Here is a 25,874-nt window from a genome sequence, read left to right on the forward strand (position 1 = left end):
CTACGGTTCTCGTGAAGGCGACGACCGCGAGGGGGAGTTGTGACGACGGTGGCGGGGGAGTTGCGGGCGCCCGCGTGGCGCGGGGGCTTCGGGCGGCTGTGGAGTGCCGCCGTGCTGTCCCGCTTCGGTGACGCGCTGCGCACCGCCGCCCTGCCGCTGCTCGCCGCCTCGCTGACCGACCGGCCCCTGCTCATTGCCTCCGTGACCGCCTGCGGCTATCTGCCCTGGATCCTCTTCGGGTTGTGCGGCGGGGCGATCGCCGACCGGGTCGACCAGCGGCGCGCCATGTGGACCGTGGACACGGTACGAGGGGTGCTGGTCGCCGCCTTCGCGGTGGCCGTGGCCCTCGGACACGCCTCGATCGTGCTGCTCGTCGCGCTGGCCTTCACCCTGACCACGCTCCAGACCCTCTTCGACAACGCCTCCACCGCCCTGCTGCCCGCCCTGGTCGGCCCCGAGGCTCTCGGCAGTGCCAATGCCCGGCTGATGACCGGCCAGAAGATCGCGGGCGGGCTGTTCGGAGCGCCCCTCGTACCGGTGCTGCTCGCCGCGGGGGCCGCCGCGCCCTTCCTGGCCGACGCGGGCACCTTCCTGCTGGCCGCCGCGCTGGTCGCCTCCCTGCGTACCGGTGCGCCCGAGCGGGCCCCGAGACCGGCGGGCAGCACCCTGCGCCGGGAGATCGCCGCCGGGGTGCGCACCCTGTGGCAGGACCGGCCGCTGCGCGGACTGTGCGCCGCCACGGCGTTGTGCAACATCGGCATGGGCGCCCTGATCGCCACCCTGGTCGTGCTCGTGACCGGCTGGCTGCACGCGGGCACCGCCGGCTATGCGGCGGTCACCACCGCGTACACCGTCGGCGGCCTGGCCGGGGGTGCGCTGAACCGGCGGCTCATGGCCGCGCTGGGCCCGGTGCGCACTATCCTGCTCGCCGGTACGGCACAGACCGTGACGCTCGTCGTCATGGGCTCCGTGCCCAGCCTGACCGCCCTGGTGGCGGCCATGGCGGCCTTCGGGTTCATGGGGATGCTGTGGAACGTCACCAGCACCACCCTGATGCAGCAGCGCGCTCCCGCCGGCGCCCTCGGCCGGGTCAGCTCCGCCTTCCGCACCCTGGGCGTCGCCGGAGCCCCGCTGGGCGCCCTGCTCGGCGGGGCCGCGGCCACCGCCTGGGGCCGGGGCACACCGGCCCTTTTCGCGGCCGCCTTCTTCGTCCTCTCCGTCCTCGCGCTCATACCGGTCGCCCGGCCGGACGCACCCGTCGCCGCGCCGGGGGACGGCGCCACGACGGCTCGCGTCCCCGGGTGATCAATTAGGTTGGAACCGCTGGGACAGGCACGAAAGAAGGCGGAAGTCGGAAATGAACGCAGACGGCCGTACCAGGCTCAACCAGACGCCCGAGTGGACCGCTCTCGCCAAGCACCGGGAGGAGCTGGCCGACACCCATCTGAGGGAGCTGTTCGCCGCCGACCCCGGGCGCGGCACCGGGTACACGCTGCGGGTCGGCGACCTCCACATCGACTACAGCAAGCACCTGGTCACCGGCGAGACGCTGCGGCTGCTGCGCGAGCTGGCCGCGGCGACGGACGTGTTCGGGCTGCGGGACGCCATGTTCCGCGGCGAGAAGATCAACGTCACCGAGGACCGTGCGGTGCTGCACACCGCGCTGCGCGCGCCCCGGGACGCGGTGATCGAAGTCGACGGCGAGAACGTGGTGCCCAAGGTGCACGCCGTCCTCGACAAGATGAGCGACTTCGCGCAGCGGGTGCGCTCCGGTGCCTGGACCGGCCACACCGGCAAGCGGATCCGCAATGTCGTCAACATCGGTATCGGCGGCTCCGACCTCGGGCCCGCGATGGCGTACGAGGTGCTCCGCAGCTTCGCCGACCGCGATCTGACGGTCCGTTTCGTGTCGAATGTGGACGGCGCGGATCTGCACGAGGCCACCCGCGAACTGGACCCGGCCGAGACGCTGTTCATCATCGCCTCCAAGACCTTCACCACCATCGAGACGATCACCAACGCCACCTCCGCGCGCACCTGGCTGCTGCACGCGCTCGGTGACGACGCCGCGGTGGCCAGGCACTTCGTGGCGCTGTCCACCAACGCGGAGAAGGTCACCGAGTTCGGTATCGACCCGGACAACATGTTCGAGTTCTGGGACTGGGTCGGCGGCCGCTACTCGTACGACTCCGCGATCGGCCTCTCCCTGATGATCGCCATCGGCCCGGACCGGTTCCGGGAGATGCTGGACGGCTTCCGGCTGATGGACGATCACTTCCGCACCGCGCCCGCCGAGGCCAACGCCCCGCTGCTGCTGGGCCTGCTGGGCATCTGGTACGGCAACTTCCATGACGCCCAGTCGCACGCCGTACTGCCGTACAGCCACTACCTGTCCAAGTTCACCGCCTATCTCCAGCAGCTGGACATGGAGTCCAACGGCAAGTCGGTGGCGCGGGACGGCAAGCAGGTCGACTGGGGGACCGGGCCGGTCGTGTGGGGCACGCCGGGCACCAACGGGCAGCACGCGTACTACCAGTTGATCCACCAGGGCACCAAGCTGATCCCGGCCGACTTCATCGGCTTCGCCGAGCCGGTGGCCGAGCTGAGCGGCGAACTGAAGGCGCAGCACGACCTGTTGATGGCCAACTTCTTCGCCCAGACCCAGGCGCTGGCCTTCGGCAAGACGGCCGAGGAGGTCCGCGCGGAGGGCGTGCCCGAGGAGCTGGTGCCGCACAAGACCTTCCAGGGCAACCGGCCCACCACCACCGTCCTGGCCAGGGAGCTGACCCCGTCCGTGCTGGGCCAGCTGATCTCCTTGTACGAGCACAAGGTGTTCGTCCAGGGCGCCGTGTGGAACATCGACTCCTTCGACCAGTGGGGCGTGGAGCTGGGCAAGGTCCTCGCCAAGCGCGTCGAACCGGCCCTCACCGAGGGCGCGGAGGTCCCCGGCCTCGACGCCTCGACCAAGGCGCTGGTCGCCACGTACCGGGAGTTGCGCGGCCGTAGCTGACAAGAGCGGGGAGCACGGGGCACCGGGCGGTCCGCCGGCCGGTGTCCCGTACACTCCGATGATCATGAAAAATGCTACTCGGGGGAGTGCGCAGTGGCACGGGGGAACGGGACGCGGAGCGCCCGGGGCGATCGCAACTATCTGAAGGCCCATCACGCGGCCTGGGCGGTGTTCCATCCCGCCTGGATACCGGAACCGCTCGATCCGGGCGTCGAACAGCTCAAGCGGATCCGGGTGGCCGCGGGCACGGTCGCCGCCGTCGGCGTCTACACCTTCGTGGAGGGCGGCTTCGCCGTCACGGAGATGCTGGAGAACCTGCTGGTCGCCTGCGGGGTCCTGCTGGTGATCGCCCCGCTGACGGTCGGCGTGATGCTGTGGATCTGGCGGCGCGGTGGCAGCCTGCGCACCCTGCGGCCGCCGCTGCTGCGCGCCCTGGGACTGCTGCTCACCTTCGTGGCCGCGGCCGCCCTGACCCTGTTCCTGCTCCAGAACAGCAGCCGGACGGACATGGGACTGCTGATCCTTCCGGCGGGTCTGCTGACGCTGTGGCTGGTCTGGTTCGTCGGTGCCGGGGCCCTGCGCGTCACCGGGAACTTCTTCGGCACGGCCGCCGTGCACCGGGGTCTGCCGCCGCTGCTCGCCATCGTCACCACCTGGCTGATGGCCCTGCCCGACCTGTTCACCGGTGATCTGCACGGCCTCGGGCTCACCCTCGGCATCGTCTTCATCCTCGGCGCCCCGCTGACGGTCACCGGTATCGCGCTGTACGAACTGGCCGTCCTGAAGCGGCGGTTCGGCATACGGTTGGCGGACCATCCGTCGCTGCACCTCGGCCGGACACCGTACGACCCCCGGTACTCGTACGGCCGCTGAGCCCCGAAACGGGAGACGGCGGGGAACATCGGCCCCCGCCGTCTCCTCCGCCTACCCGTCGAGCGATGTCACGGGGACGCCGGCGGATACAGCGAGCGCGGCAGCTGGGAGGCCGCCGCCGAGTCCAGCAGCCACAGGGTGCGGCTCCGGCCGCGGGCGCCCGCCGCCGGGGCCTGGATCTCACCCGCGCCGGACAGCGCGATGGCCGCCGCCTCCGCCTTGTCCTCGCCCGCCGCGAGCAGCCAGACCTCACGGGCCGAGCGGATCGCGGGAAGGGTGAGCGAGATCCGGGTCGGCGGCGGCTTGGGCGCGCCGTGCACGCCCACCACCGTGCGCTCGGTCTCCCGTACGGCCGGCAGCTCCGGGAAGAGCGAGGCCACATGGGTGTCCGGACCGACGCCCAGCATCAGCACGTCGAAGGTGGGTACCGAGCCGTGGTTCTCCGGCCCGGCCGCCTTCGCCAGCTCCGCCGCGTACGCCTCGGCCGCCGCCTCGACGTCCGTGCCGTACGGCCCGTCGGAGGCGGGCATGGCGTGCACGCGCGCCGGGTCCAGCGGGACGGAGTCCAGCAGGGCCGCGCGTGCCTGGGTGATATTGCGCTCCGGGTCGCCCTCGGGCAGATAGCGCTCGTCGCCCCACCACAGGTCGAGACGGGTCCAGTCCACGGCGTCCCGGGCCGGCGCCTGGGCCAGCGCGGCCAGCAGACCGTTACCGTTGCGGCCGCCGGTGAGGACCACGGACGCGGTGCCCCGGGAGGCCTGCGCGTCCACGATCTTCGTGATCAGGCGGGCCGCGGCGGCCTGGGCCATCAGCTCCTTGTCACGGTGGACGACCAGCTGAGGTGTGCTCACTTCGCCGACGCCTTCCTGGAGGGTGCCTTCTTCGCGGCCCGGGACGACGTCGCCTTCTTCGCGGGCGTCTTGGCCGCCTCGGCGGCGGCCGGCTGCGCCGCGTCCGGGGAAGCCGAACCCGAATCCGAGGTCGAACCCGAGTCCGAGGTCGAAGCCGAACCCGAAGCCGAACCCGGCTTCGAAGCCTCCTGCTCCGGGACCGCGTTCAACCGGTCCACCCCGTACCGCAGCGCCGCCGCATAGGTGTCGTCCGGGTCCAGCCGGCGCAGCTCCTCCGCGATCAGCTCGGCGGTGTCGCGCCGCTTGAGCGCCACCGCGCGGCCCGGCTGCCCCTTGATGGACAGCGTGGCCAGCGAGCCGTCCGCGCGGTCCAGGGTGATCGGGCCGCACGTGGTGTCCATGCGGACGCCGGTCAGACCGGGGCCCGCGGACGAAGACCGCCGTACCGGCACGTCCAGCCGGTCCGCGAGCCACATGGCCAGCAGCTCGCAGCTCGGGTTGAACGCCTCGCCCTCCACCTCGACCGCCTGCACCCGGCAGTCGACCTGGTCCAGGGCGGCCGCCAGCATCGAACGCCAGGGCGTGATCCGGGTCCAGGACAGATCGGTGTCGCCGGGGGTGTAGGCGTCGGCGCGGGCCGTGAGTTCCCGCACCGGCTCCTCGGCGGTGTAGGTGTCGGTGACCCGGCGCTGGGCCAGCGCGCCCAGCGGGTCCTTCGCCGGGTCCAGCGGGGCGTTCACCGGCCACCACACGACGACCGGGGCGTCCGGCAGCAGCAGCGGCAGCACGACCGAGTCGGCGTGCTGGGACACCTCGCCGTACAGCCGCAGTATGACGGTCTCGCCGGTGCCCGCTTCCGCGCCCACCCGTACCTCGGCGTCGAGGCGCGAGCTGGTGCGGTCGCGCGGGGTGCGGGAGATCCGCTTGATGACCACCAGCGTGCGCGAGGGGTGCTCGCGCGAGGCGTCGTTGGCGGCCTTCAGAGCGTCGTACGCGTTCTCCTCGTCGGTGACGATGACGAGGGTCAGGACCATGCCGACGGCGGGGGTGCCGATGTCCCGACGCCCCTGCACGAGCGCCTTGTTGATCTCGCCGGCGGTGGTGTCGGTCAGGTCGATCTTCATGGCCTGCGCCAGCTCCGTCCGTCTCGTGCGAGCATCTCGTCCGCCTCGGCGGGGCCCCAGGTGCCCGAGGGGTACTGCGCGGGCCTGCCGTGCTTGTCCCAGTACTGCTCGATCGGATCGAGGATCTTCCAGGACAGCTCGACCTCCTCCGTGCGCGGGAAGAGGTTGGCGTCGCCGAGCAGCACATCCAGGATGAGCCGCTCGTACGCCTCCGGGCTGGACTCCGTGAACGACTCGCCGTAGGCGAAGTCCATGGACACGTCCCGGATCTCCATCGAGGTGCCCGGCACCTTGGAGCCGAAGCGGACCGTGATGCCCTCGTCCGGCTGGACGCGGATCACGATCGCGTTCTGGCCCAGCTCCTCCGTCGCCGTGTGGTCGAAGGGGGAGTGCGGGGCCCGCTGGAAGACGACGGCGATCTCCGTCACCCGGCGGCCGAGCCGCTTGCCGGTGCGCAGATAGAAGGGGACGCCCGCCCAGCGGCGGTTGTCGATGCCCACCTTGATCGCCGCGTACGTGTCGGTCTTCGACTTCGGGTCGATGCCGTCCTCTTCGAGGTAGCCGATGACCTTCTCGCCGCCCTGCCAGCCCGCCGCGTACTGTCCGCGCACGGTGCCCTTGCCCAGGTCCTTCGGCAGCCGTACGGCGCCGAGCACCTTGGTCTTCTCCGCGGCCAGCGCCTGCGCGTCGAAGGAGGCGGGCTCCTCCATCGCGGTCAGCGCGAGCAGCTGGAGCAGATGGTTCTGGATGACGTCACGGGCGGCGCCGATGCCGTCGTAGTAGCCGGCCCGGCCGCCGATGCCGATGTCCTCGGCCATGGTGATCTGGACATGGTCCACGAAGGACCGGTTCCAGATCGGCTCGAACATCGTGTTGGCGAAGCGCAGCGCCAGGATGTTCTGGACGGTCTCCTTGCCGAGGTAGTGGTCGATCCGGAAGACCTGGTCCGGGGCGAACACCTCGTGCACGATGGCGTTCAGTTCCTCGGCCGACTTCAGATCGTGTCCGAACGGCTTCTCGATGACCGCGCGCCGCCAGGAACCGCCGGACTGGTCGGCGAGTCCGTGCTTCTTCAGCTGCTGGATGACCACAGGGAAGGAGCGCGGCGGCACCGACAGGTAGAAGGCGAAGTTGCCGCCCGTGCCCTGTGCCTTGTCCAGCTCCTCGATGGTGGAACGCAGCCGTTCGAACGCCTCGTCGTCGTCGAAGGTGCCCTGCACGAAGCGCATCCCCTGGATGAGCTGCTGCCAGACCTCCTCGCGGAACGGCGTACGGGCGTGCGCCTTGACGGCGTCGTGGACCTCCTGCGCGAAGTCCTCGTTGGCCCACTCGCGGCGGGCGAAGCCCACCAGCGAGAAGCCCGGCGGCAGCAGACCCCGGTTGGCGAGGTCGTACACCGCGGGCATCAGCTTCTTGCGCGACAGGTCGCCCGTGACCCCGAAGATGACCAGACCCGACGGCCCCGCGATACGCGGGAGCCGTCGGTCGGCCGGGTCACGGAGCGGGTTCGCTCCGGATCCCGAAACGGGTGACAAGTCAGCCCTCCGAAGGGGCGAGGCGCTCGAGCTCCGCCTGGGTGGACTTCAGCAGGTCGTTCCAGGACGTCTCGAACTTCTCGACGCCCTCGTCCTCCAGCACCTGGACGACCTCGTCGTACGAGATGCCGATCTTCTCCAGCGCGTCCAGGTCGGCGCGGGCCTCGGCGTAGGTGCCGGTGACCGCGTCGCCGCGGATCTCGCCGTGGTCGTCGGTGGCCTCCAGGGTGGCCTCCGGCATGGTGTTGACCGTGTTCGGCGCGACCAGTTCCTCGACGTACATGGTGTCCTTGTACGCCGGGTCCTTCACACCGGTGGAGGCCCACAGCGGACGCTGCTTGTTGGCGCCCGCGTTCTCCAGCACGTTCCAGCGGTCGGAGGAGAAGACCTCCTCGTACGCCTGGTAGGCGAGGCGCGCGTTGGCCACGCCCGCCTTGCCGCGCAGCGCCTTGGCCTCGTCGGTGCCCATCTCGTCGATACGGCGGTCGATCTCGGTGTCCACCCGGGACACGAAGAAGGACGCCACCGAGTGGATCTTCGACAGGTCCAGGCCGCGCTCCTTGGCCTTCTCCAGACCGGAGAGGTAGGCGTCCATGACCGCGCGGTAGCGCTCCAGGGAGAAGATCAGCGTGACATTGACGCTGATGCCCAGGCCGATGACCTCGGTGATCGCCGGCAGACCGCCCTGGGTGGCCGGGATCTTGATCAGGGTGTTGGGGCGGTCCACCAGCCAGGCCAGCTGCTTGGCCTCGGCGACGGTCGCCTTGGTGTTGTGCGCGAGGCGGGGGTCCACCTCGATGGAGACCCGGCCGTCCTGGCCGTCCGTGGCGTCGAAGACCGGGCGCAGGATGTCGGCGGCGTCGCGGACGTCCGCCGTGGTGATCATGCGGATGGCCTCTTCGACGGTGACCTTGCGGGCGGCGAGGTCCGAGACCTGGAGGTCGTAGCCGTCGCCCCCCGAGATCGCCTTCTGGAAGATCGTCGGGTTCGTGGTGACGCCCACGACGTGCTGCTGGTCGATCAGCTCGGCGAGGTTGCCGGACGTGATCCGCTTGCGCGACAGGTCGTCCAGCCAGATCGCGACGCCTTCGTCGGAGAGGCGCTTGAGTGCGTCTGTCATGGAATTACATCTCCTACGTGTCGTATATGAGCGTCAGCGCTGGGCGGCGGCGATGGATTCCCGGGCCTTCGCGGCCACGTTCTCCGCGGTGAAGCCGAACTCCTGGAAGAGCACCTTGCCGTCGGCGGACGCACCGAAGTGCTCCAGGGAGACGATGCGGCCGGCGTCTCCGACGTACTTGTGCCACGTCAGTCCGATGCCCGCCTCCACGGAGACACGGGCCTTCACGGACGGCGGCAGCACGGAGTCCCGGTACCCCTGGTCCTGCTGCTCGAACCACTCGACCGAGGGCATGGACACGACCCGGGTCGGGACGCCGTCGGCCTGGAGCCGCTCACGCGCCTCGACGGCCACGTGCACCTCGGAACCGGTGGCGATCAGGATGACCTCCGGCTCGCCGCCCTCGGCCTCGAACAGGACGTAACCGCCCTTCGCGGCGTCCTCATTGGGCTCGTACGTCGGCACGCCCTGGCGGGTCAGCGCGAAGCCGTGCGGCTGGCCCTTGCCGAACTCCTTGGTGTAGCGCTTGAGGACCTCGCGCCAGGCGATCGCGGTCTCGTTGGCGTCGGCCGGGCGGATGATGTTCAGGCCCGGGATGGCGCGCAGCGAGGCCAGGTGCTCGACCGGCTGGTGGGTGGGGCCGTCCTCGCCCAGGCCGATGGAGTCGTGCGTCCACACGAACGTCACCGGCAGGTGCATCAGGGCCGACAGACGCACGGCGTTGCGCATGTAGTCGGAGAAGACGAGGAAGGTGCCGCCGTAGACACGGGTGTTGCCGTGCAGCGTGATGCCGTTCAGCTCGGCGCCCATGGAGTGCTCGCGGATGCCGAAGTGGATCGTACGGCCGTACGGGTCGGCCTCCGGCAGCGGATTGCCCTCGGGCAGGAAGGAGCTGGCCTTGTCGATCGTGGTGTTGTTGGAGCCGGCGAGGTCGGCGGAGCCGCCCCACAGCTCGGGGATCACCGGGCCGAGCGCCTGGAGCACCTTGCCGGAGGCGGCACGGGTGGCGACCGACTTGCCGGGCTCGAAGACCGGGATCTTCTCCTCCCAGCCGGTGGGCAGCTCGCCCGCCGCGATGCGGTCGAACTCGGCGGCGCGCTCGGGGTTGTCGTCCCGCCACACCTGAAAGGCCTTCTCCCACTCGGCCTTCGCGCGGGCGCCGCGCTCCAGGGCCTTGCGGGTGTGCGTGATCACGTCGTCCTCGACGGCGAAGGACTGCTCCGGGTCGAAGCCGAGGACGCGCTTGGTGGCCGCGACCTCGTCCGCGCCGAGCGCCGAGCCGTGCGCGGCCTCGGTGTTCTGCGCGTTCGGGGCCGGCCAGGCGATGATCGAGCGCATCGCGATGAAGGAGGGCCGGTCGGTGACCTGCTTGGCCGCCTGGATCGCGGCGAAGATCGCCGCCGGGTCCAGGTCGCCGTCCGCCTTCGGCTCCACGCGCTGCACATGCCAGCCGTACGCCTCGTAGCGCTCGGCGGTGTTCTCGGAGACGGCCGTCTCGGTGTCGCCCTCGATCGAGATGTGGTTGTCGTCCCACAGCAGGATCAGGTTGCCGAGCTTCTGGTGGCCGGCCAGCGAGGACGCCTCGGCGGAGATGCCCTCCTGGAGGCAGCCGTCACCGGCGATGCAGTAGATGAAGTGGTCGAACGGCGACTCGCCCTGGGCGGCCTCCGGGTCGAACAGACCGCGCTCGTAGCGGGCGGCCATCGCCATGCCCACCGCGTTGGCCACACCCTGGCCCAGCGGGCCCGTGGTGGTCTCGACGCCCTTGGTGTGTCCGTACTCCGGGTGGCCCGGGGTCTTGGAGCCCCAGGTGCGGAAGGACTCCAGATCCGCCAGCTCCAGGCCGAAGCCGGCCAGGTAGAGCTGGGTGTAGAGGGTCAGGGAGGAGTGGCCGGCGGACAGCACGAAGCGGTCGCGCCCCACCCACTCCGGGTCGGCCGGGTCGTGCCGCATCACCTTCTGGAAGAGGGTGTAGGCGGCGGGGGCCAGGCTCATCGCCGTACCGGGATGGCCGTTGCCGACCTTCTGTACGGCGTCGGCGGCCAGGACTCGGGCGGTGTCCACGGCCCGCTGGTCCAGGTCGGTCCACTCAAGGTCTGTGGTGGTCGGCTTGGTGCTCACCCTGGGTCAGGGCTCCTCTCCACATGTCGGGCGCCGGTCTTCGGGGCACGCGCCCCACCCGGCCGCCGGCGTGCTTCTGCCCGCCGGCCGTTGTCGAGCCTACCCTCGTAAGGACGTGCGTTTTCGCGGGTGATTCCAGACTGCCGGGCATCGACGGGATCCGCCTCCCGACTGGGCGAGACGGCATTTGGCACATGAATAAAGAGGCGCTCATCTGACCGCTCAAAAGAGTGGTGGGGGCCCTCTTATGCGATCTCCGGCAAAGGGTGTTCCGAGAGGTCCCGGGAGCGCCCCGCGGGGGTCCGTCCGTGTGACCGCCAACACGACCCCACCCCCGCGAAGGCCGGGGTATGGGCAACGTCTAAAGTGGCGTGGTACGCGCGAGCCCTTCATGAAGACCTCATCCGGGGGAGGCTCGCTGGGATGTCTCTGTCAGGGGTGTGCGTGACGGCCGTCGAATCCCGTCCAGCTGCCGTGCTCGGTGATACGAACCCGAGCCCGGCCCACCGGCCGTTCGGGGCCCGTGTCAAGGCATTCGTGGCGCTGACCAAGCCGCGGATCATCGAGCTGCTGCTCATCACCACCGTGCCGGTGATGTTCTTGGCGCAGCAGGGTGTGCCCGACCTGAAGCTGGTGCTGCTGACCTGCCTCGGCGGCTACCTCTCCGCGGGCGGCGCCAACGCGCTGAACATGTACATCGACCGCGACATCGACGCCGTCATGGACCGCACCGCGCAGCGGCCGCTGGTGACCGGCATGGTCAGCCCGCGCGAGTGCCTCGCCTTCGGCATCGGTCTCGGAGTCGTCTCCACGCTGCTGTTCGGTCTGACGGTCAACTGGCTCAGCGCCTGGCTGTCGCTCGGCGCGCTGCTCTTCTACGTCGTCGTCTACACGATGATCCTCAAGCGCCGCACCGCGCAGAACATCGTGTGGGGCGGCATCGCGGGCTGTCTGCCGGTGCTGATCGGCTGGTCCGCGGTCACGGACTCGATGTCCTGGGCGCCGATCATCCTCTTCCTGGTGATGTTCTTCTGGACGCCGCCGCACTACTGGCCGCTGTCCATGAAGGTCAAGGACGACTACGCGCGCGCCGGTGTGCCGATGCTCCCGGTGATCGCCTCCAACAAGGTCGTGGCCCGGCAGATCGTCATCTACAGCTGGGTGATGGTCCTCGTCTCGCTGCTGCTCACCCCGCTGGGGTACACGGGCTGGTTCTACACGGTCGTGGCCCTCGCGGCCGGCGGCTTCTGGCTGTGGGAGGCGCACGGGCTCCAGAACCGGGCGAAGGCCGAGGTCACCGGCGTGAAGCTCAAGGAGATGCGGCTGTTCCACTGGTCGATCACCTATGTGTCGATCCTCTTCGTCGCCGTCGCGGTGGACCCGTTCCTGCGCTGAGGCACCTTCTTCCTGACGCGGGTTTCCGCCGCGGGCGTTCCGCACGGGAGGGGTGCGTGGTCAAGGCCACGCACCCCTCCCGTCGCCGTTCGATCTACTCGTCGGTAGCATCCAGGCATGGCAGACACGCAGCAGGTTGACGCGAAGGCCGAGCGCACGGTGGCCCGGCTCGCCCAGAGGATCAGCGCCTTCTCCAAGGCCCACGGCGGCGCGGAGGGGCAGGTGGCGTACATCGGGGAGCGCGGGGCGCGGATCGTGCTCGTCGGCGAGGACGGCGGCTGGGGCGATGTGGTGGCCCCCTCCTACGCGATCGCCGAGCAGGCGGTGGCGAAGGCCGGAATCACCCGGCACGAGGAGTTCGACGGGGAGTTCGCGGCCAAGGTGACGACCGGGCCGTACGAGTGGAAGCGGATGGCGGGGATCCAGCTCGGGGGCTGATCCCCGGGCCGGCCACGGGCGCGCCGCGGTGTGCGCCCGCGCGGCGGGGCCGTATGCCTGATACCGAATACCGCCCCGCGCGCCCCGGGGGAGCGCCACACTGGGCGGCATGCGGACGCGGACGGAAGCCCTGCTCGGATGTTTTCTCGACGCCCTCACGCCGTTGCGCCCCCGTGCCGTCTGGGCGCACGGCTCGCTCGCCGGCGGTGACTACCAGGAGAGCCGCAGCGATCTCGATCTGATCGCGGTGCTTCCGGGGCCGCCGGGTCTGAAGACCGTACGCGAGGTCGTATCCCTGCACCGGCGGCTGCGCCGGGAGCCGCTCGCCGCGAAGCTGCACTGTAGCTATCTCGCCCCGGCCACCCTCGACGATCCGGGCCGGGCGCATCTCACCTGGGCGCACGGCCATGTGCTGCGCCGCCCGGTCACCCCCGTCACCCGGCGCGAGCTGCACGCCTTCGGGCGGGTGCTGCACGGGGAGGCACCGGGGGGCCTCTTACCGCCGGTTCCGGATCAACACCTGCGCGCGTTCGTCGTGGCGGACCAGCGGGACTACTGGCGGCCCGCCGTGGACCGGGCCCGGCTGTGGCGCCAGGACATCTGGGTCGACCTCGGGCTGCTGACCTTCGCCCGGGCGACCGTGACCCTGCGCGAGGGACGGCTGATCTCCAAGCGGGAGGCCCTGGCCGGGCTGCCGGACCTCGGCGCGCCCGCCGAGGTCGTCGAGGACATCACCCGCAGGCGGTACGAGGACCCGGCGCCGGTGGGTGACGACGCCTGGCTCACCCGGCGCGCCACGCTGACCCGGGCCTACCTGGGCCCGGCGATCGACGCGTTGGTCGCCGGGTACGAGTGAGCGAGGCGGGCGCAGGGGTGCGTCAGGCGTTCGTGGGAACCGTGGCTCCGGCCGCGGGCTCGGGCACCCCGAGCTCCGTCTCCGGGCGCTCGCGCAGCGCCAGCAGGACCCGCAGGACGCCGATCCACACCAGGCAGGAGCCGAGCATGTGGAGGCCGACCAGCAGCTCGGGCAGGTGCGTGAAGTACTGCACGTAGCCGATGACGCCCTGGCTCAGCAGGATCAGGAACAGCTCCCGGGTGCGGGCCAGCGGGCCGTGCGGGGCGTCGACGGCCTTGAGGATGAACCACAGGGCGAACGTCAGCGTCACCACGATCCACGCGAGCACCGCGTGCAGCTTGGCCACGGTCTCCCAGTCGATCGGGATCCGCTGCACATCGCTGGAGTCGCCCGCGTGCGGACCCGCGCCGGTGACCACGGTGCCGACCGCGATCAGCAGCACGGCCGCGACCACCAGGAACCACACCAGCTGCACCACGGCCTTGCCGACCAGCGGCCGGGGCGCGGCGTCGCCCTCGCGGGTGCGCTGCCACATCACCACGGCGACCGTGGTCAGCGCGGTCGCCAGCAGGAAGTGCGCGGCGACGGTGTACGGGTTGAGGCCCACCAGTACCACGATGCCGCCGAGCACCGCATTGCCCATCACCAGCCAGAACTGCGCCCAGCCGAGCCGGGTCAGACCGCGCCGGTACGGCTTCTGGGCGCGGGCGGCGATGATCGCCCAGCCGACCGCCGCGCACAGTACGTAGGTCAGCATGCGATTGCCGAACTCGATGGCGCTGTGATAGCTCAGCGCCTGCGTCGGCGTCAGAGACCCGTCGGTGCACTCGGGCCAGGTCGGGCAGCCGAGACCCGAGCTGGTCAGCCGTACGGCACCGCCGGTGACGACGATCACCACCGACATCACGAGCGCGATGAGGGCCGCCCGCTGCACGGTCCCCGGCTTCGGGGTCCAGCGGTCGGCGATGAAGGCGAGCGGATTACGCAGGGCCGCTACGGCGTCGGCGCGGTTCAGCTTTGGCACGCCCACCATCGTAGGCCGCCGCTTGTGCACGCTTTCACGAGGGTCCCGTACCGGCGCCGTGTCGCCGCTCACTTCCCGGCCGCCCGCCCTCGGGACGGGCCCGCTCACTCCCAGCGGAAGAACTTCCCCGCCGCCGCGAGCCCCACGACCGCCCACACCGCGAGGATCCCCAGATCGCCCCAGGGCATCCCGGCGCCGTGCTGGAGCACGTCCCGCAGGCCGTCGGAGAGGGCGGAGATGGGCAGCAGGCCGAGGATGTGCTGTCCTGCCGAGCCGAACTTGTCCAGCGGCACGATGACCCCGCCGCCGACCAGCAGCAGCAGGAACACCAGGTTGGCCGCGGCCAGCGTCGCCTCCGCCTTCAGGGTGCCGGCCATCAGCAGGCCGAGCCCGGAGAAGGCGGCGGTGCCGAGGACCAGGAGGAGGAGTACGGCGGCCGGGTTGCCGTGCGGGGACCAGCCGAGCGCGAGGGCGATCACCGTCAGGAGGATCACCTGGAGCACCTCGGTGACCAGCACGGACGCCGTCTTCGCGGTCATCAGGCCCCAGCGTGGCAGCGGCGAGGCGGCGAGCCGCTTGAGCACGCCGTAGCGGCGCTCGAAGCCGGTGGCGATGGCCTGCCCGGTGAACGCGGTCGACATCACGGCGAGGGCGAGGATGCCCGGCGCGAGGAAGTCGACGGCCTTGCCCCTGCCGGTGTCCACGATGTCCACGGAGCTGAACAGCACCAGCAGCAGGGTCGGGATGACGACCGTCAGCAGCAGCTGCTCGCCGTTGCGCAGCAGCATCCTGGCCTCCAGGGCCGCCTGCGCCGCGATCATGCGGGGCAGGGGCGCGGCCCCCGGCTTGGGCGCGTACGTACCCGACGCGGTGGTCATGAGCGCAGCTCCTTGCCGGTCAGCTCCAAAAAGACGTCTTCCAGGGTGTGCCGTTCGACCGAGATGCGGTCCGGCATCACCCCGTGCTGGGCGCACCAGGAGGTCACGGTGGCCAGCAGCTGCGGATCGACCTGGCCGACGACGCGGTAGGCGCCCGGGGTCAGCTCGGCGGCCGTGCAGCCGTCCGGGAGCGCCTTGAGCAGCGAGCCGACGTCGAGTCCGGGGCGGCCGGAGAAGCGCAGGGTGTTCTCGGCGCCGCCCCTGCACAGCTCCTCGGGAGAGCCCTGGGCGATGACCTTGCCGCCGTCGATGATCGCGACGTCGTCGGAGAGTTCCTCGGCCTCGTCCATGTGGTGCGTGGTGAGGATCACCGAGACGCCGTCGGCGCGCAGGTCCCGCACCAGGTCCCAGGTGGCCCGGCGGGCCTGCGGGTCGAGGCCGGCGGTCGGCTCGTCCAGGAAGACCAGTTCCGGGCGGCCGACGACGGCCATGGCCAGCGCGAGGCGCTGCTGCTGGCCGCCGGAGAGCCGGCGGTAGGAGGTACGGCCGCAGCCGGCGAGGCCGAGCCGTTCGATCAGGGCGTCCACGTCCAGCGGGTGGGCGTGCAGCCTGGCGACATGGCGCAGCATCTCGTCCGCGCGGGCGCCGGAGTACACGCCGCCGGACTGGAGCATCACACCGATCCGGGGCCGCAGCTCGGCCGACTGCCGCACGGGGTCGAGGCCCAGGACGCGCACCGTGCCGGAATCCGGCTTCCGGTACCCCTCGCAGGTCTCGACCGTCGTCGTCTTGCCGGCGCCGTTGGGTCCGAGTACGGCGGTCACGCCCGCCCCGGCCTCCAGGTCGAGGCCGTTGACCGCGGTCTTCGCGCCGTACCGCTTCACCAGGGCCTGGACCTGGACGACAGGCTCACTTCGCATGGGACCTGAGTCTAGGGAGAGCGCTCGCCGATCAGTCGCGGGGGTGCGGGAACCCACGCGTGACGGGCCTGCGCGCCCTGAGCCACGCCTCGGCGTAGGCCACGGCGTCCGGCACCGGGAACAGCCGGGCGTCGGCCGCGGCCACCGCGCCCCGCAGGACGGGGCGCTCCCGCTCGAAGTCGCGGCCCAGCTCCTCGAAGGGCTCGGAGCTGATCGACACCTCGGTCACCGTCTCCCAGCCGCCGCCGGGCGCGGGCCGGCCGACCCGCACGAACGGGCCGGGTACGCGGTATTCGGCCAGGTGGAAGGCGGTGCAGGTGTGGTAGCCGGTGCCGAGCAGCAGGACCCGGGCGCCCAGTTCCTCCAGGCGGGCCAGGGGGCTTCGCTCGCCGAGCCGGCAGTCGGGGGCGTGGCCGCCGGTGATCTCCCGCGCGCGGGGGCCGAGGGCCGCGAAGGAGGTCTGCGGATGGGCGCTGCGCAGGGCGCCCGGCCAGGTGCGCACCGTCTCCGGGATCACGCCGACGCCGCGGGTGGGGGTGATCAGGGGGTCGTACGGCGGCATGGTGGCCCGGATCCGGTCCCACCATTCCGCGGGCACCGGCGGGTTCCCCCACTCGGCGGGGTCGGAGAGGTCGGAGGACTGGGCCGGGACGACCAGGGTGCCGTGCGGACCGAGGGTGTCGAGAAGTGCCTGGACGACCGCCACGGCTCCGCCGTTCACCCACCCGAGGGAACTTAGGGACGAATGTACGAGGAGTGTCTCGCCGCTTTCGACACCGAGCCGCCGCAGTCCGGCGGCGATGTCGTCCCGGGTGACAAGAGGCCCGGTCGGAGGGGGTGTGGCCATGGCCGGGGAGTCTTCCGGACGGGCGCGCGGGACGCCACCGGATTCCGCGCCGACCGGGCTCAGGATGATCGATCAGAGATCATTTTCGCAGGTCACATTAGGTATACCTAAGTGATGCAGGGCACCGTCGATGATCCCGACGGCGCTTGTCAGGCCCGGATGAATTACGCAACAATGGCGTTGTGAAAAACGTCGACGAGGCTCGGGAGGCCCTCACAGGGGCCCCGCAGGAGGAGCTCGCGACCGGTGAGCGCTCCACGCGCAACCGTGTCGTGCGATCCATCCTGGACCACGGGCCCTCGACCGTCGCCGAACTCGCGGGCCGGCTGGGACTGACCCAGGCGGCCGTCCGGCGCCATCTGGACGCGCTGGCCGCGGACGACGTCGTGGAGGCCCGCGAACAGCGGGTGTACGGCACGCGCACACGCGGCCGTCCCGCCAAGGTCTTCGCGCTCACCGACTGCGGCCGCGACGCCTTCGACCAGTCGTACGACAAGCTGGCCGCGGACGCGCTGCGCTGGATCGCCGAGCACGAGGGCGGGCCCGGCGCGGTCTCCGCCTTCGCCCGTGCCCGGATCGCCTCCCAGGCGAAGGCGTACCGCCGGGCGATCGAGAGCGTGAGCCCCGACAAGCGCGCGGAAGCGCTGGCCAAGGCCTTGAGCGCGGACGGGTACGCTGCTACGGCGCGCAGCGCACCGGTCGGCGAGCAGCTCTGCCAGCACCACTGCCCGGTCGCCCATGTCGCGGAGCAGTACCCGCAGCTGTGCGAGGCGGAGACGGAGATCTTCGCCGAGCTGCTGGGTACCCACGTCCAGCGACTGGCGACCATCGCGCACGGCGACGGCGTCTGCACGACGTTCATTCCCAAGATTTCCACTGACGCACCTGCAAGCACGGCCGGGAGGAACCCCGCATGACTCTCCCCACGGAGACTGCCCACCCTGAGCTGGAGGGCCTGGGCAAGTACGAATACGGCTGGGCCGACTCCGACGTGGCCGGTGCCTCCGCCCGGCGCGGTCTGAACGACGACGTCGTCCGCGACATCTCCGGCAAGAAGTCGGAGCCGGAGTGGATGACCAAGCTGCGCCTCAAGGGCCTCCGGCTCTTCGAGAAGAAGCCCATGCCGAACTGGGGCTCCGACCTCTCGGGCATCGACTTCGACAACATCAAGTACTTCGTGCGCTCCACGGAGAAGCAGGCGGAGTCCTGGGAGGACCTGCCCGAGGACATCAAGAACACCTACGACAAGCTGGGCATCCCCGAGGCCGAGAAGCAGCGCCTGGTCGCCGGTGTGGCCGCCCAGTACGAGTCGGAGGTCGTCTACCACCAGATCCGCGAGGACCTGGAGGAGCAGGGTGTCATCTTCCTGGACACCGACACCGCTCTCAAGGAGCACCCGGAGCTCTTCAAGGAGTACTTCGGCACCGTGATCCCGGCCGGCGACAACAAGTTCGCCGCGCTGAACACGGCCGTGTGGTCCGGCGGCTCCTTCATCTACGTGCCGAAGGGCGTGCACGTGGAGATCCCGCTCCAGGCCTACTTCCGTATCAACACGGAGAACATGGGCCAGTTCGAGCGGACCCTGATCATCGTCGACGAGGGTGCCTACGTGCACTACGTCGAGGGCTGCACCGCGCCGATCTACAAGTCGGACTCGCTGCACAGCGCCGTGGTCGAGATCATCGTCAAGAAGAACGCCCGCTGTCGCTACACGACCATCCAGAACTGGTCGAACAACGTCTACAACCTGGTCACCAAGCGCGCCGTGGCGTACGAGGGCGCGACCATGGAGTGGATCGACGGCAACATCGGCTCCAAGGTGACGATGAAGTACCCGGCCGTCTACCTGATGGGCGAGCACGCCAAGGGCGAGACCCTGTCCATCGCCTTCGCGGGCGAGGGCCAGCACCAGGACGCCGGCTCCAAGATGGTCCACATGGCGCCGAACACGTCGTCCAACATCGTGTCGAAGTCCGTGGCGCGCGGCGGCGGCCGCACCTCGTACCGCGGTCTGGTCGAGATCGGCGAGGGCGCGCACGGCTCCAAGTCGAACGTGCTGTGCGACGCGCTGCTCGTCGACACCATCTCCCGCTCCGACACGTACCCGTACGTCGACGTCCGCGAGGACGACGTGTCCATGGGTCATGAGGCGACCGTCTCCAAGGTCTCCGAGGACCAGCTCTTCTACCTGATGAGCCGCGGTCTGACCGAGTTCGAGGCGATGGCGATGATCGTGCGCGGCTTCGTCGAGCCGATCGCCAAGGAGCTGCCCATGGAGTACGCGCTCGAACTCAACCGGCTGATCGAGCTGCAGATGGAAGGCGCGGTCGGCTGACCGCCCACCGCCCCACCATCACGCCACTGACCTGAGAAAGCGAGCAATACGACAGCCATGGCTGAGGCCCAGAACATCCCGGTGGGCTCCACCACCGCCGGCCAGATCGCGGTGGCCGCGGAGTCGACCGTCGCCACGCGCATGAGCGTGCCCCCGTCCTTCGACGTGGCGGACTTCCCCGTCCCGCACGGCCGCGAGGAGGAGTGGCGGTTCACCCCGCTGGAGCGCCTGCGCGGGCTGCACGACGGCACCGCCGTCGCCACCGGCGACGGCGTGAAGGTCGACGTGCAGGCCCCCGAGGGCGTCGTCGTCGAGACCGTGGGCCGCGAGGACGCGCGCCTCGGCCGGGCCGGCACCCCCGTGGACCGGATCGCCGCCCAGGCGTACTCCGTCTTCGAGCAGGCCTCGGTCGTGACCGTCCCCAAGGAGACCGTGCTCACCGAGCCGGTCCGTATCGCCGTGCACGGCCAGGGCGGCACCGCCTTCGCCCACCAGGTGATCGAGCTGGGCGCCTTCGCCGAGGCCGTGGTCGTCATCGACCACACCGGCGACGCGGTGCTCGCGGCCAACGTGGAGTACGTGCTGGGCGACGGCGCCAAGCTGACCGTCGTCTCCGTCCAGGACTGGGACGACAAGGCCGTCCACACCGCCCAGCACAACGCGCTGATCGGCCGGGACGCGTCCTTCAAGTCGGTCGTCGTCACCTTCGGCGGCGATGTCGTACGGCTGCACCCGCGCGTCTCCTACGCGGGCACCGGCGGCGAGGCCGAGCTGCTCGGCCTGTACTTCACCGACGCCGGGCAGCACCAGGAGCACCGCCTCCTGGTCACCCACAACACCCCGCACTGCAAGTCGCACGTCGTCTACAAGGGCGCGCTCCAGGGTGACGGCGCACACGCGGTCTGGATCGGCGACGTGCTCATCGAGGCCAAGGCCGAGGGCACCGACACCTATGAGATGAACCGCAACCTGGTGCTCACCGACGGCGCCCGCGTCGACTCGGTGCCGAACCTGGAGATCGAGACCGGCGAGATCGTCGGCGCCGGCCACGCCTCCACCACCGGCCGTTTCGACGACGAGCAGCTGTTCTACCTGATGGCCCGCGGCATCGCCGAGCAGGACGCCCGCCGCCTGGTGGTCCGCGGCTTCTTCGCCGAACTCGTCCAGCAGATCGGCGTCGCCGACATCGAGGAGCGCCTGCTCACCAGGATCGAGCAGGAGCTGGAGGCCTCGGTCGCATGAGTTTCGTACGCGCCTGTGGGCTGAGCGAGCTGGCGGAGGACACCCCCAAGCGGGTGGAACTCGACGGCACGCCGGTCTCGGTCGTCCGCACCGAGGGGGAGGTGTTCGCGATCTACGACATCTGCTCCCACGCGAACGTCTCGCTCTCCGAGGGCGAGGTGGAGGACTGCCAGATCGAGTGCTGGCTGCACGGCTCCGCGTTCGACCTGCGCACCGGCAAGCCGTCCGGCCTCCCCGCGACGCGCCCCGTACCCGTATACCCCGTAAAGATCGAAGGGGACGACGTGCTCGTCTCCCTCACCCAGGAGTCCTGAGGCATCCATGGCAACGCTTGAAATCCGAGACCTGCACGTCACCGTCGAGGCCGACAACGCCACGAAGGAGATCCTCAAGGGCGTCGACCTGACCGTGAAGCAGGGCGAGACGCACGCCATCATGGGCCCCAACGGCTCCGGCAAGTCGACCCTCGCCTACTCGCTCGCGGGTCACCCGAAGTACACGATCACCGAGGGCACCGTGCTGCTCGACGGCGAGGACGTCCTGGAGATGTCCGTCGACGAGCGCGCCCGCGCCGGCCTGTTCCTGGCCATGCAGTACCCGGTCGAGGTCCCCGGCGTCTCGGTCTCCAACTTCCTGCGCACCTCCGCCACCGCCGTGCGCGGCGAGGCCCCGAAGCTGCGCACCTGGGTGAAGGAGGTCAAGGAGGCCATGGAGCGTCTCCACATGGACCCCGCCTTCGCCGAGCGCAATGTCAACGAGGGCTTCTCCGGTGGTGAGAAGAAGCGCCACGAGATCCTTCAGCTCGAACTGCTCAAGCCGAAGATGGCGATCCTGGACGAGACCGACTCGGGCCTGGACGTCGACGCGCTGCGCATCGTCTCCGAGGGCGTCAACCGCGTCCGCGAGACGGGCGAGGTCGGCACCCTGCTGATCACGCACTACACGCGCATCCTGCGCTACATCAAGCCCGACCACGTCCATGTGTTCGCCGGCGGCCGCATCGTCGAGTCCGGCGGCCCCGAGCTCGCGGACAAGCTGGAGAACGAGGGCTACGAGGCATATGTGAAGGGTGGCGCATCCGCGTGACACAGCTGTCGGGCCTCCTCGACACCGAGGCGATCCGCAAGGACTTCCCCGTCCTGGACCGTGTCGTCCATGACGGCAAGAAGCTCGTGTACCTGGACAACGCGGCGACCAGCCAGAAGCCGCGCCAGGTACTGGACGCCCTCAACGAGTACTACGAGCGTTACAACGCCAACGTCCACCGCGGCGTGCACGTCCTCGCCGAGGAGGCCACGGCACTCTACGAGGGCGCGCGCGACAAGGTGGCGGAGTTCGTCAACGCGCCGAGCCGCGACGAGGTGATCTTCACCAAGAACGCCTCCGAGTCCCTCAACCTCGTGGCCAACATGCTCGGTTGGGCCGATGAGCCCTACCGGGTCGACCATGAGACCGAGATCGTCATCACGGAGATGGAGCACCACTCCAACATCGTGCCGTGGCAGCTGCTGGCGCAGCGCACCGGCGCGAAGCTGAAGTGGTTCGGCCTGACCGACGACGGCCGCCTGGACCTGTCGAACATCGACGAGGTCATCACCGAGAAGACGAAGATCGTCTCCTTCGTGCTGGTCTCCAACATCCTCGGCACCGTCAACCCGGTCGAGGCGATAGTGCGCCGTGCCCAGGAGGTCGGCGCGCTGGTGTGCGTCGACGCCTCGCAGGCCGCGCCGCACATGCCGCTGGACGTGCAGGCCCTGCAAGCCGACTTCGTGGCCTTCACCGGCCACAAGATGTGCGGTCCGACCGGTATCGGTGTGCTGTGGGGCCGCCAGGAGCTGCTGGAGGACCTGCCGCCGTTCCTGGGCGGCGGCGAGATGATCGAGACCGTCTCGATGCACTCCTCCACGTATGCCCCGGCGCCGCACAAGTTCGAGGCGGGCACGCCCCCGATCGCGCAGGCGGTCGGCCTGGGCGCGGCGATCGACTATCTCCAGTCGATCGGCATGGAGAAGATCCTCGCGCATGAGCACGCGCTCACCCAGTACGCGGTGGAGCGCCTGGCCCAGGTCCCCGATCTGCGGATCATCGGCCCGACCACGGCCGAGGACCGGGGCGCCGCGATCTCCTTCACTCTGGGCGACATCCACCCGCACGACGTGGGCCAGGTCCTGGACGAGCAGGGCATCGCGGTCCGCGTCGGCCACCACTGTGCCCGTCCGGTCTGCCTGCGCTACGGAATTCCCGCGACCACGCGAGCGTCGTTCTATCTGTACTCCACGCCGGCCGAGATCGACGCTCTGGTCGACGGCCTGGAGCACGTACGGAACTTCTTCGGCTGAGAGGCGTGTCGAAAACCGTGAAGCTGGACTCCATGTACCAGGAAGTCATCCTGGACCACTACAAGAACCCGCACGGGCGTGGTCTTCGGGATGGCGACGCCGAGGTGCACCATGTGAACCCGACGTGCGGCGACGAGATCACCCTCCGTGTGAAGTACGACGGCACGAAGATCGCGGATGTCTCGTACGAGGGCCAGGGCTGCTCCATCAGCCAGGCCTCGGCCTCCGTGCTGAACGAACTCCTCGTCGGCAAGGACCTGCCCGACGCGCAGAAGATCCAGGAGACCTTCCTGGAGCTGATGCAGTCCAAGGGCAAGATCGAGCCGGACGACGCGATGGAGGAGGTGCTGGAGGACGCGGTCGCGTTCGCCGGTGTCTCCAAGTACCCCGCGCGGGTCAAGTGCGCCCTCCTGAGCTGGATGGCGTGGAAGGACGCGACGGCCCAGGCGCTGGGTGGCGCCGAAGCCGAAAGGAAGACCGCATGAGCGACACCGTCGAGATGAAGCCGGCCTCGGAGGAGGAACTCCGCGAGGCCCTGATGGACGTGGTCGACCCCGAGCTGGGCATCGACGTCGTCAACCTCGGCCTGATCTACGGCATCCACGTGGACGACTCCAATGTGGCCACCGTGGACATGACCCTGACCTCCGCGGCCTGCCCGCTGACGGACGTCATCGAGGACCAGGCCAAGTCCGCCACGGACGGCATCGTCAACGAGCTCCGGATCAACTGGGTCTGGATGCCGCCGTGGGGCCCGGACAAGATCACGGACGAGGGCCGCGAGCAGCTGCGCGCGCTGGGCTTCAACGTCTGAGGACGGTCTGAGGACGGCCTGAGGGCGTCCGACACAGGGCCTGTGCGAGGGGCCGCGGCAGGAACGCCGTGGCCCCTTTCGCATGCCCGTCGCCCGCCCCGGCGCCCACTGTTCGCCGACCTGTCGCACAGTCGTTGTGTACGACCGTACGCATCATATGTACGCTCGTACACATGGGATATCTGACGCTCGCCGGCGCCATAGCCGCCGAGGTGACCGCCACGACGGCGATGAAGTACAGCCATGGGTTCAGCAGGCTCGGGCCCTCGCTGGTGACGGCGCTGGGGTATCTGGTGTCCTTCCTGCTGCTGGCGCAGACGCTGAAGACGGTGCAGATCGGCACGGCGTACGCGATCTGGTCCGGGGTGGGGACCGCGGCCATCGCCGTGCTCGGGCTGCTGCTGTTCGGGGAGGGGCTCGATACGGTCAAGGTGGCGGGGATCCTGCTGATCATCGGAGGAGTGGTGGTGCTGAACCTCGGCGGGACGAGTCACTGATGGCCCGGCGCTACGACCCCGACCGGCGCCAGCGGATCATCGACGCGGCGATCCGGGTGGCCGGGCGGGACGGGCTCGCCGGGCTGAGCCATCGCACGGTCGCGGCCGAGGCGGACGTACCGCTCGGCTCCACCACGTACCACTTCGCCACCCTGGACGATCTGCTGGTGGCCGCCCTGTGCCAGGCGAACGAGGGGTTCGCCGCGGTGCTCGACGCCAGTGGGGCGCTTGCCGACGACGACCTCGCGGCCGGGCTCGCCCGGGTCCTCGGCGACTGGCTGAACGGCGACCGCCCGGGTGCGGAGCTGGAGTACGAGCTGTACCTCGCCGCGCTGCGCCGCCCGGCACTGCGGCCCGTCGCCGCCCGGTGGGCCGAGGAGACCGGCGCGCGCCTGTCCGCCCGGATCGACGCGGTGACGGCGCGGGCGCTGCTCGCGCTGATGGACGGGATCTGCCTCCAGGTGCTGCTGACGGGCGGCTCGTACGACGAGGAATACGCGCGGGAGGCGTTCGAGCGGGTGATCGGCTGAACGGGAGGCGCCCGGCCGAAAGCGCCCGGCCGAGGGCGGGTGGATGAGGGAGGGCGGATCGGGTGAAGGCGGATCCCGCGACCGGCACATGAGACACGGTTCGCCCCCGCACCCCGCGCCACGTTAGGTTTTGTCCCATGACCGACACTGCTTCCCGTACCACCGGCGCCGTCGCCGCCGGCCTCGCCACGATCGCCTCCGACGGCACCGTTCTCGACACCTGGTTCCCCGCGCCCGAGCTGGTCGCCGAGCCGGGCCCGGCCGGCACCGAGCGGCTGACCGCCGAGCGCGCGGCGGAGCTGCTGGGCGGCGGCGCGACCGCGGCGATCGGCCCGGACGCCCGCAGGGGCGTCGAGGTGGTCGCGGTCCGTACGGTCATCGCCTCGCTGGACGAGAAGCCGCTGGACGCGCACGACACCTATCTGCGGCTGCACCTGCTCTCACACCGCCTGGTCAAGCCGCACGGCCAGAACCTGGACGGCATCTTCGGCCACCTCGCCAACGTCGCCTGGACCTCGCTCGGCCCGGTCGCGGTGGACGACATCGAGAAGGTGCGGCTGAACGCCCGCGCCGAGGGCCTGCACCTCCAGGTCACCTCGATCGACAAGTTCCCCCGTATGACGGACTACGTGGCCCCCAAGGGTGTCCGTATCGCCGACGCCGACCGGGTCCGCCTCGGCGCGCACCTGGCCGAGGGCACCACCGTGATGCACGAGGGCTTCGTCAACTTCAACGCCGGCACGCTCGGCACCTCGATGGTCGAGGGCCGGATCTCCGCCGGTGTCGTCATCGGCGACGGCTCGGACATCGGCGGCGGCGCCTCCACCATGGGCACCCTGTCCGGCGGCGGCAATGTGATCATCTCCGTCGGCGAGCGCTGCCTGGTCGGCGCCGAGGCGGGCGTCGGCATCGCCCTCGGCGACGAGTGCGTGGTCGAGGCGGGTCTGTACGTCACCGCCGGTACCCGTGTCACCATGCCCGACGGACAGATCGTCAAGGCCCGCGACCTGAGCGGCGCCTCCCACATCCTCTTCCGCCGCAACTCGGTCACCGGCACGGTCGAGGCCCGCCCGAACAACGCGGTCTGGGGCGGCCTGAACGACATCCTGCACAGCCACAACTGAC

26 protein-coding genes are annotated in these 25,874 nt (G+C 70.3%); 17 read left to right on the plus strand and 9 right to left on the minus strand.

All coding sequences use genetic code 11. From position 1 onward, the window contains the following. The first annotated feature begins 39 nt into the window (after positions 1-39). The 3 genes from HEP81_RS29075 (at position 40) to HEP81_RS29085 (ending at position 3,883) form a co-directional block, all read left to right on the plus strand. The gene (locus tag HEP81_RS29075; RefSeq protein ID WP_037662721.1) at positions 40-1,305 is read left to right on the plus strand and encodes an MFS transporter; all 1,266 of its coding nucleotides are present in this window, start codon (positions 40-42) and stop codon (positions 1,303-1,305) included. A gap of 52 nt (positions 1,306-1,357) precedes the next feature. Further along, positions 1,358-3,010, plus strand: coding sequence for a glucose-6-phosphate isomerase (gene pgi, locus HEP81_RS29080; protein WP_154823467.1), 1,653 nt, complete (start codon positions 1,358-1,360; stop codon positions 3,008-3,010). Between the two features lie 93 nt (positions 3,011-3,103). Next, positions 3,104-3,883: a hypothetical protein gene (locus HEP81_RS29085; RefSeq protein WP_051850214.1), complete on the plus strand. Its 780-nt coding sequence runs from the start codon at positions 3,104-3,106 to the stop codon at positions 3,881-3,883. Between the two features lie 68 nt (positions 3,884-3,951). Here HEP81_RS29085 and pgl read toward each other — a convergent pair whose 3' ends face one another. The 5 genes from pgl to tkt are packed head-to-tail and all read right to left on the minus strand — an operon-like array spanning position 3,952 to position 10,634. Beyond that, the gene (pgl, locus tag HEP81_RS29090; RefSeq protein ID WP_037656733.1) at positions 3,952-4,734 is read right to left on the minus strand and encodes a 6-phosphogluconolactonase; all 783 of its coding nucleotides are present in this window, start codon (positions 4,732-4,734) and stop codon (positions 3,952-3,954) included. Then, positions 4,731-5,858 carry a glucose-6-phosphate dehydrogenase assembly protein OpcA gene (gene opcA / locus HEP81_RS29095; protein ID WP_037656732.1) on the minus strand — a complete coding sequence of 376 codons (1,128 nt, stop codon included), beginning with the start codon at positions 5,856-5,858 and terminating at the stop codon, positions 4,731-4,733. Before opcA ends, pgl begins: the two co-directional genes overlap by 4 nt. Beyond that, positions 5,855-7,393, minus strand: coding sequence for a glucose-6-phosphate dehydrogenase (zwf, locus tag HEP81_RS29100; RefSeq protein WP_085564178.1), 1,539 nt, complete (start codon positions 7,391-7,393; stop codon positions 5,855-5,857). The genes opcA and zwf overlap by 4 nt, the downstream gene beginning before the upstream one ends. 1 nt (position 7,394) lies before the next feature. Continuing rightward, positions 7,395-8,513 carry a transaldolase gene (tal, locus tag HEP81_RS29105; protein ID WP_037656730.1) on the minus strand — a complete coding sequence of 373 codons (1,119 nt, stop codon included), beginning with the start codon at positions 8,511-8,513 and terminating at the stop codon, positions 7,395-7,397. Positions 8,514-8,546: 33 nt separating this feature from the next. Then, positions 8,547-10,634, minus strand: a complete 2,088-nt coding sequence (tkt, locus tag HEP81_RS29110) for a transketolase (protein ID WP_037656728.1) — start codon at positions 10,632-10,634, stop codon at positions 8,547-8,549. A gap of 438 nt (positions 10,635-11,072) precedes the next feature. Here tkt and HEP81_RS29115 point away from each other — a divergent pair, with 438 nt between their 5' ends. The 3 genes from HEP81_RS29115 to HEP81_RS29125 all read left to right on the plus strand — a co-directional run bounded on the left by HEP81_RS29115 (position 11,073) and on the right by HEP81_RS29125 (position 13,323). Beyond that, positions 11,073-12,029: a heme o synthase gene (locus HEP81_RS29115; protein ID WP_037656727.1), complete on the plus strand. Its 957-nt coding sequence runs from the start codon at positions 11,073-11,075 to the stop codon at positions 12,027-12,029. Between the two features lie 117 nt (positions 12,030-12,146). Beyond that, on the plus strand, positions 12,147-12,467 hold the full coding sequence (locus HEP81_RS29120; protein WP_037656725.1) for a hypothetical protein: 321 nt from the start codon (positions 12,147-12,149) through the stop codon (positions 12,465-12,467). Between the two features lie 109 nt (positions 12,468-12,576). Then, positions 12,577-13,323 (plus strand): DUF4111 domain-containing protein, encoded by a 747-nt coding sequence (locus tag HEP81_RS29125; RefSeq protein WP_037656724.1) that lies wholly within the window; start codon positions 12,577-12,579, stop codon positions 13,321-13,323. Positions 13,324-13,345: 22 nt separating this feature from the next. Here the strand turns inward: HEP81_RS29125 and HEP81_RS29130 are convergent, their stop codons facing one another. The 4 genes from HEP81_RS29130 to HEP81_RS29145 all read right to left on the minus strand — a co-directional run bounded on the left by HEP81_RS29130 (position 13,346) and on the right by HEP81_RS29145 (position 16,992). Continuing rightward, entirely contained in the window at positions 13,346-14,356 is a 1,011-nt protein-coding gene (locus tag HEP81_RS29130; protein WP_037656723.1) for a COX15/CtaA family protein, read from the minus strand. 95 nt (positions 14,357-14,451) lie between these two features. Continuing rightward, entirely contained in the window at positions 14,452-15,225 is a 774-nt protein-coding gene (locus HEP81_RS29135) for an ABC transporter permease (RefSeq protein WP_037656722.1), read from the minus strand. Beyond that, the gene (locus HEP81_RS29140) at positions 15,222-16,145 is read right to left on the minus strand and encodes an ABC transporter ATP-binding protein (protein WP_037656720.1); all 924 of its coding nucleotides are present in this window, start codon (positions 16,143-16,145) and stop codon (positions 15,222-15,224) included. Before HEP81_RS29140 ends, HEP81_RS29135 begins: the two co-directional genes overlap by 4 nt. A 31-nt stretch (positions 16,146-16,176) precedes the next feature. Continuing rightward, on the minus strand, positions 16,177-16,992 hold the full coding sequence (locus HEP81_RS29145; protein ID WP_037656719.1) for an AAC(3) family N-acetyltransferase: 816 nt from the start codon (positions 16,990-16,992) through the stop codon (positions 16,177-16,179). Between the two features lie 182 nt (positions 16,993-17,174). On the opposite strand from HEP81_RS29145, the gene HEP81_RS29150 reads away from it, so the two are divergent. The 11 genes from HEP81_RS29150 to dapD all read left to right on the plus strand — a co-directional run bounded on the left by HEP81_RS29150 (position 17,175) and on the right by dapD (position 25,873). Continuing rightward, positions 17,175-17,909 (plus strand): helix-turn-helix transcriptional regulator, encoded by a 735-nt coding sequence (locus HEP81_RS29150; RefSeq protein WP_037656717.1) that lies wholly within the window; start codon positions 17,175-17,177, stop codon positions 17,907-17,909. Further along, complete coding sequence (sufB, locus tag HEP81_RS29155) at positions 17,906-19,327, plus strand: Fe-S cluster assembly protein SufB (protein WP_037656716.1); 1,422 nt, start codon at positions 17,906-17,908, stop codon at positions 19,325-19,327. Before HEP81_RS29150 ends, sufB begins: the two co-directional genes overlap by 4 nt. A gap of 57 nt (positions 19,328-19,384) precedes the next feature. Then, positions 19,385-20,569, plus strand: a complete 1,185-nt coding sequence (sufD, locus tag HEP81_RS29160) for a Fe-S cluster assembly protein SufD (protein ID WP_106979943.1) — start codon at positions 19,385-19,387, stop codon at positions 20,567-20,569. Next, a complete protein-coding gene (locus HEP81_RS29165; protein WP_037656714.1) occupies positions 20,566-20,883 on the plus strand; it encodes a non-heme iron oxygenase ferredoxin subunit in 318 nt (105 codons plus the stop codon). The genes sufD and HEP81_RS29165 overlap by 4 nt, the downstream gene beginning before the upstream one ends. A 7-nt stretch (positions 20,884-20,890) precedes the next feature. Next, on the plus strand, positions 20,891-21,655 hold the full coding sequence (sufC, locus tag HEP81_RS29170) for a Fe-S cluster assembly ATPase SufC (protein WP_037656713.1): 765 nt from the start codon (positions 20,891-20,893) through the stop codon (positions 21,653-21,655). Beyond that, the gene (locus HEP81_RS29175; RefSeq protein ID WP_037656712.1) at positions 21,652-22,908 is read left to right on the plus strand and encodes a cysteine desulfurase; all 1,257 of its coding nucleotides are present in this window, start codon (positions 21,652-21,654) and stop codon (positions 22,906-22,908) included. The genes sufC and HEP81_RS29175 overlap by 4 nt, the downstream gene beginning before the upstream one ends. Positions 22,909-22,925: 17 nt before the next feature. Beyond that, entirely contained in the window at positions 22,926-23,393 is a 468-nt protein-coding gene (sufU, locus tag HEP81_RS29180; protein WP_037656711.1) for a Fe-S cluster assembly sulfur transfer protein SufU, read from the plus strand. Further along, positions 23,390-23,722: a metal-sulfur cluster assembly factor gene (locus HEP81_RS29185; RefSeq protein WP_037656710.1), complete on the plus strand. Its 333-nt coding sequence runs from the start codon at positions 23,390-23,392 to the stop codon at positions 23,720-23,722. Before sufU ends, HEP81_RS29185 begins: the two co-directional genes overlap by 4 nt. 173 nt (positions 23,723-23,895) lie before the next feature. Then, complete coding sequence (locus HEP81_RS29190; RefSeq protein WP_037656709.1) at positions 23,896-24,219, plus strand: DMT family transporter; 324 nt, start codon at positions 23,896-23,898, stop codon at positions 24,217-24,219. Then, positions 24,219-24,749, plus strand: a complete 531-nt coding sequence (locus HEP81_RS29195) for a TetR/AcrR family transcriptional regulator (RefSeq protein WP_037656708.1) — start codon at positions 24,219-24,221, stop codon at positions 24,747-24,749. Before HEP81_RS29190 ends, HEP81_RS29195 begins: the two co-directional genes overlap by 1 nt. A 137-nt stretch (positions 24,750-24,886) precedes the next feature. Further along, positions 24,887-25,873, plus strand: coding sequence for a 2,3,4,5-tetrahydropyridine-2,6-dicarboxylate N-succinyltransferase (gene dapD, locus HEP81_RS29200; RefSeq protein ID WP_037656706.1), 987 nt, complete (start codon positions 24,887-24,889; stop codon positions 25,871-25,873). The last annotated feature ends 1 nt before the right edge of the window (position 25,874 follow it).

The sequence above is a fragment of the Streptomyces griseofuscus genome (genome assembly GCF_014673495.1).
In the GTDB taxonomy this organism is placed as follows: domain Bacteria; phylum Actinomycetota; class Actinomycetes; order Streptomycetales; family Streptomycetaceae; genus Streptomyces; species Streptomyces murinus.

Excerpts from the sequence above, each read along its gene's own strand:
- HEP81_RS29195 (WP_037656708.1), top strand. The coding sequence starts at position 24,219 with ATGGCCCGGCGCTACGACCCCGACCGGCGCCAGCGGATCATCGACGCG.
- HEP81_RS29130 (WP_037656723.1), bottom strand. The coding sequence starts at position 14,356 with ATGGTGGGCGTGCCAAAGCTGAACCGCGCCGACGCCGTAGCGGCCCTG.
- HEP81_RS29190 (WP_037656709.1), top strand. The coding sequence starts at position 23,896 with ATGGGATATCTGACGCTCGCCGGCGCCATAGCCGCCGAGGTGACCGCC.
- HEP81_RS29140 (WP_037656720.1), bottom strand. The coding sequence starts at position 16,145 with ATGCGAAGTGAGCCTGTCGTCCAGGTCCAGGCCCTGGTGAAGCGGTAC.
- sufB (WP_037656716.1), top strand. The coding sequence starts at position 17,906 with ATGACTCTCCCCACGGAGACTGCCCACCCTGAGCTGGAGGGCCTGGGC.
- HEP81_RS29135 (WP_037656722.1), bottom strand. The coding sequence starts at position 15,225 with ATGACCACCGCGTCGGGTACGTACGCGCCCAAGCCGGGGGCCGCGCCC.
- HEP81_RS29165 (WP_037656714.1), top strand. The coding sequence starts at position 20,566 with ATGAGTTTCGTACGCGCCTGTGGGCTGAGCGAGCTGGCGGAGGACACC.
- HEP81_RS29145 (WP_037656719.1), bottom strand. The coding sequence starts at position 16,992 with ATGGCCACACCCCCTCCGACCGGGCCTCTTGTCACCCGGGACGACATC.
- HEP81_RS29120 (WP_037656725.1), top strand. The coding sequence starts at position 12,147 with ATGGCAGACACGCAGCAGGTTGACGCGAAGGCCGAGCGCACGGTGGCC.
- HEP81_RS29125 (WP_037656724.1), top strand. The coding sequence starts at position 12,577 with ATGCGGACGCGGACGGAAGCCCTGCTCGGATGTTTTCTCGACGCCCTC.
- opcA (WP_037656732.1), bottom strand. The coding sequence starts at position 5,858 with ATGAAGATCGACCTGACCGACACCACCGCCGGCGAGATCAACAAGGCG.
- sufC (WP_037656713.1), top strand. The coding sequence starts at position 20,891 with ATGGCAACGCTTGAAATCCGAGACCTGCACGTCACCGTCGAGGCCGAC.
- HEP81_RS29185 (WP_037656710.1), top strand. The coding sequence starts at position 23,390 with ATGAGCGACACCGTCGAGATGAAGCCGGCCTCGGAGGAGGAACTCCGC.
- dapD (WP_037656706.1), top strand. The coding sequence starts at position 24,887 with ATGACCGACACTGCTTCCCGTACCACCGGCGCCGTCGCCGCCGGCCTC.
- pgi (WP_154823467.1), top strand. The coding sequence starts at position 1,358 with ATGAACGCAGACGGCCGTACCAGGCTCAACCAGACGCCCGAGTGGACC.
- sufD (WP_106979943.1), top strand. The coding sequence starts at position 19,385 with ATGGCTGAGGCCCAGAACATCCCGGTGGGCTCCACCACCGCCGGCCAG.
- tal (WP_037656730.1), bottom strand. The coding sequence starts at position 8,513 with ATGACAGACGCACTCAAGCGCCTCTCCGACGAAGGCGTCGCGATCTGG.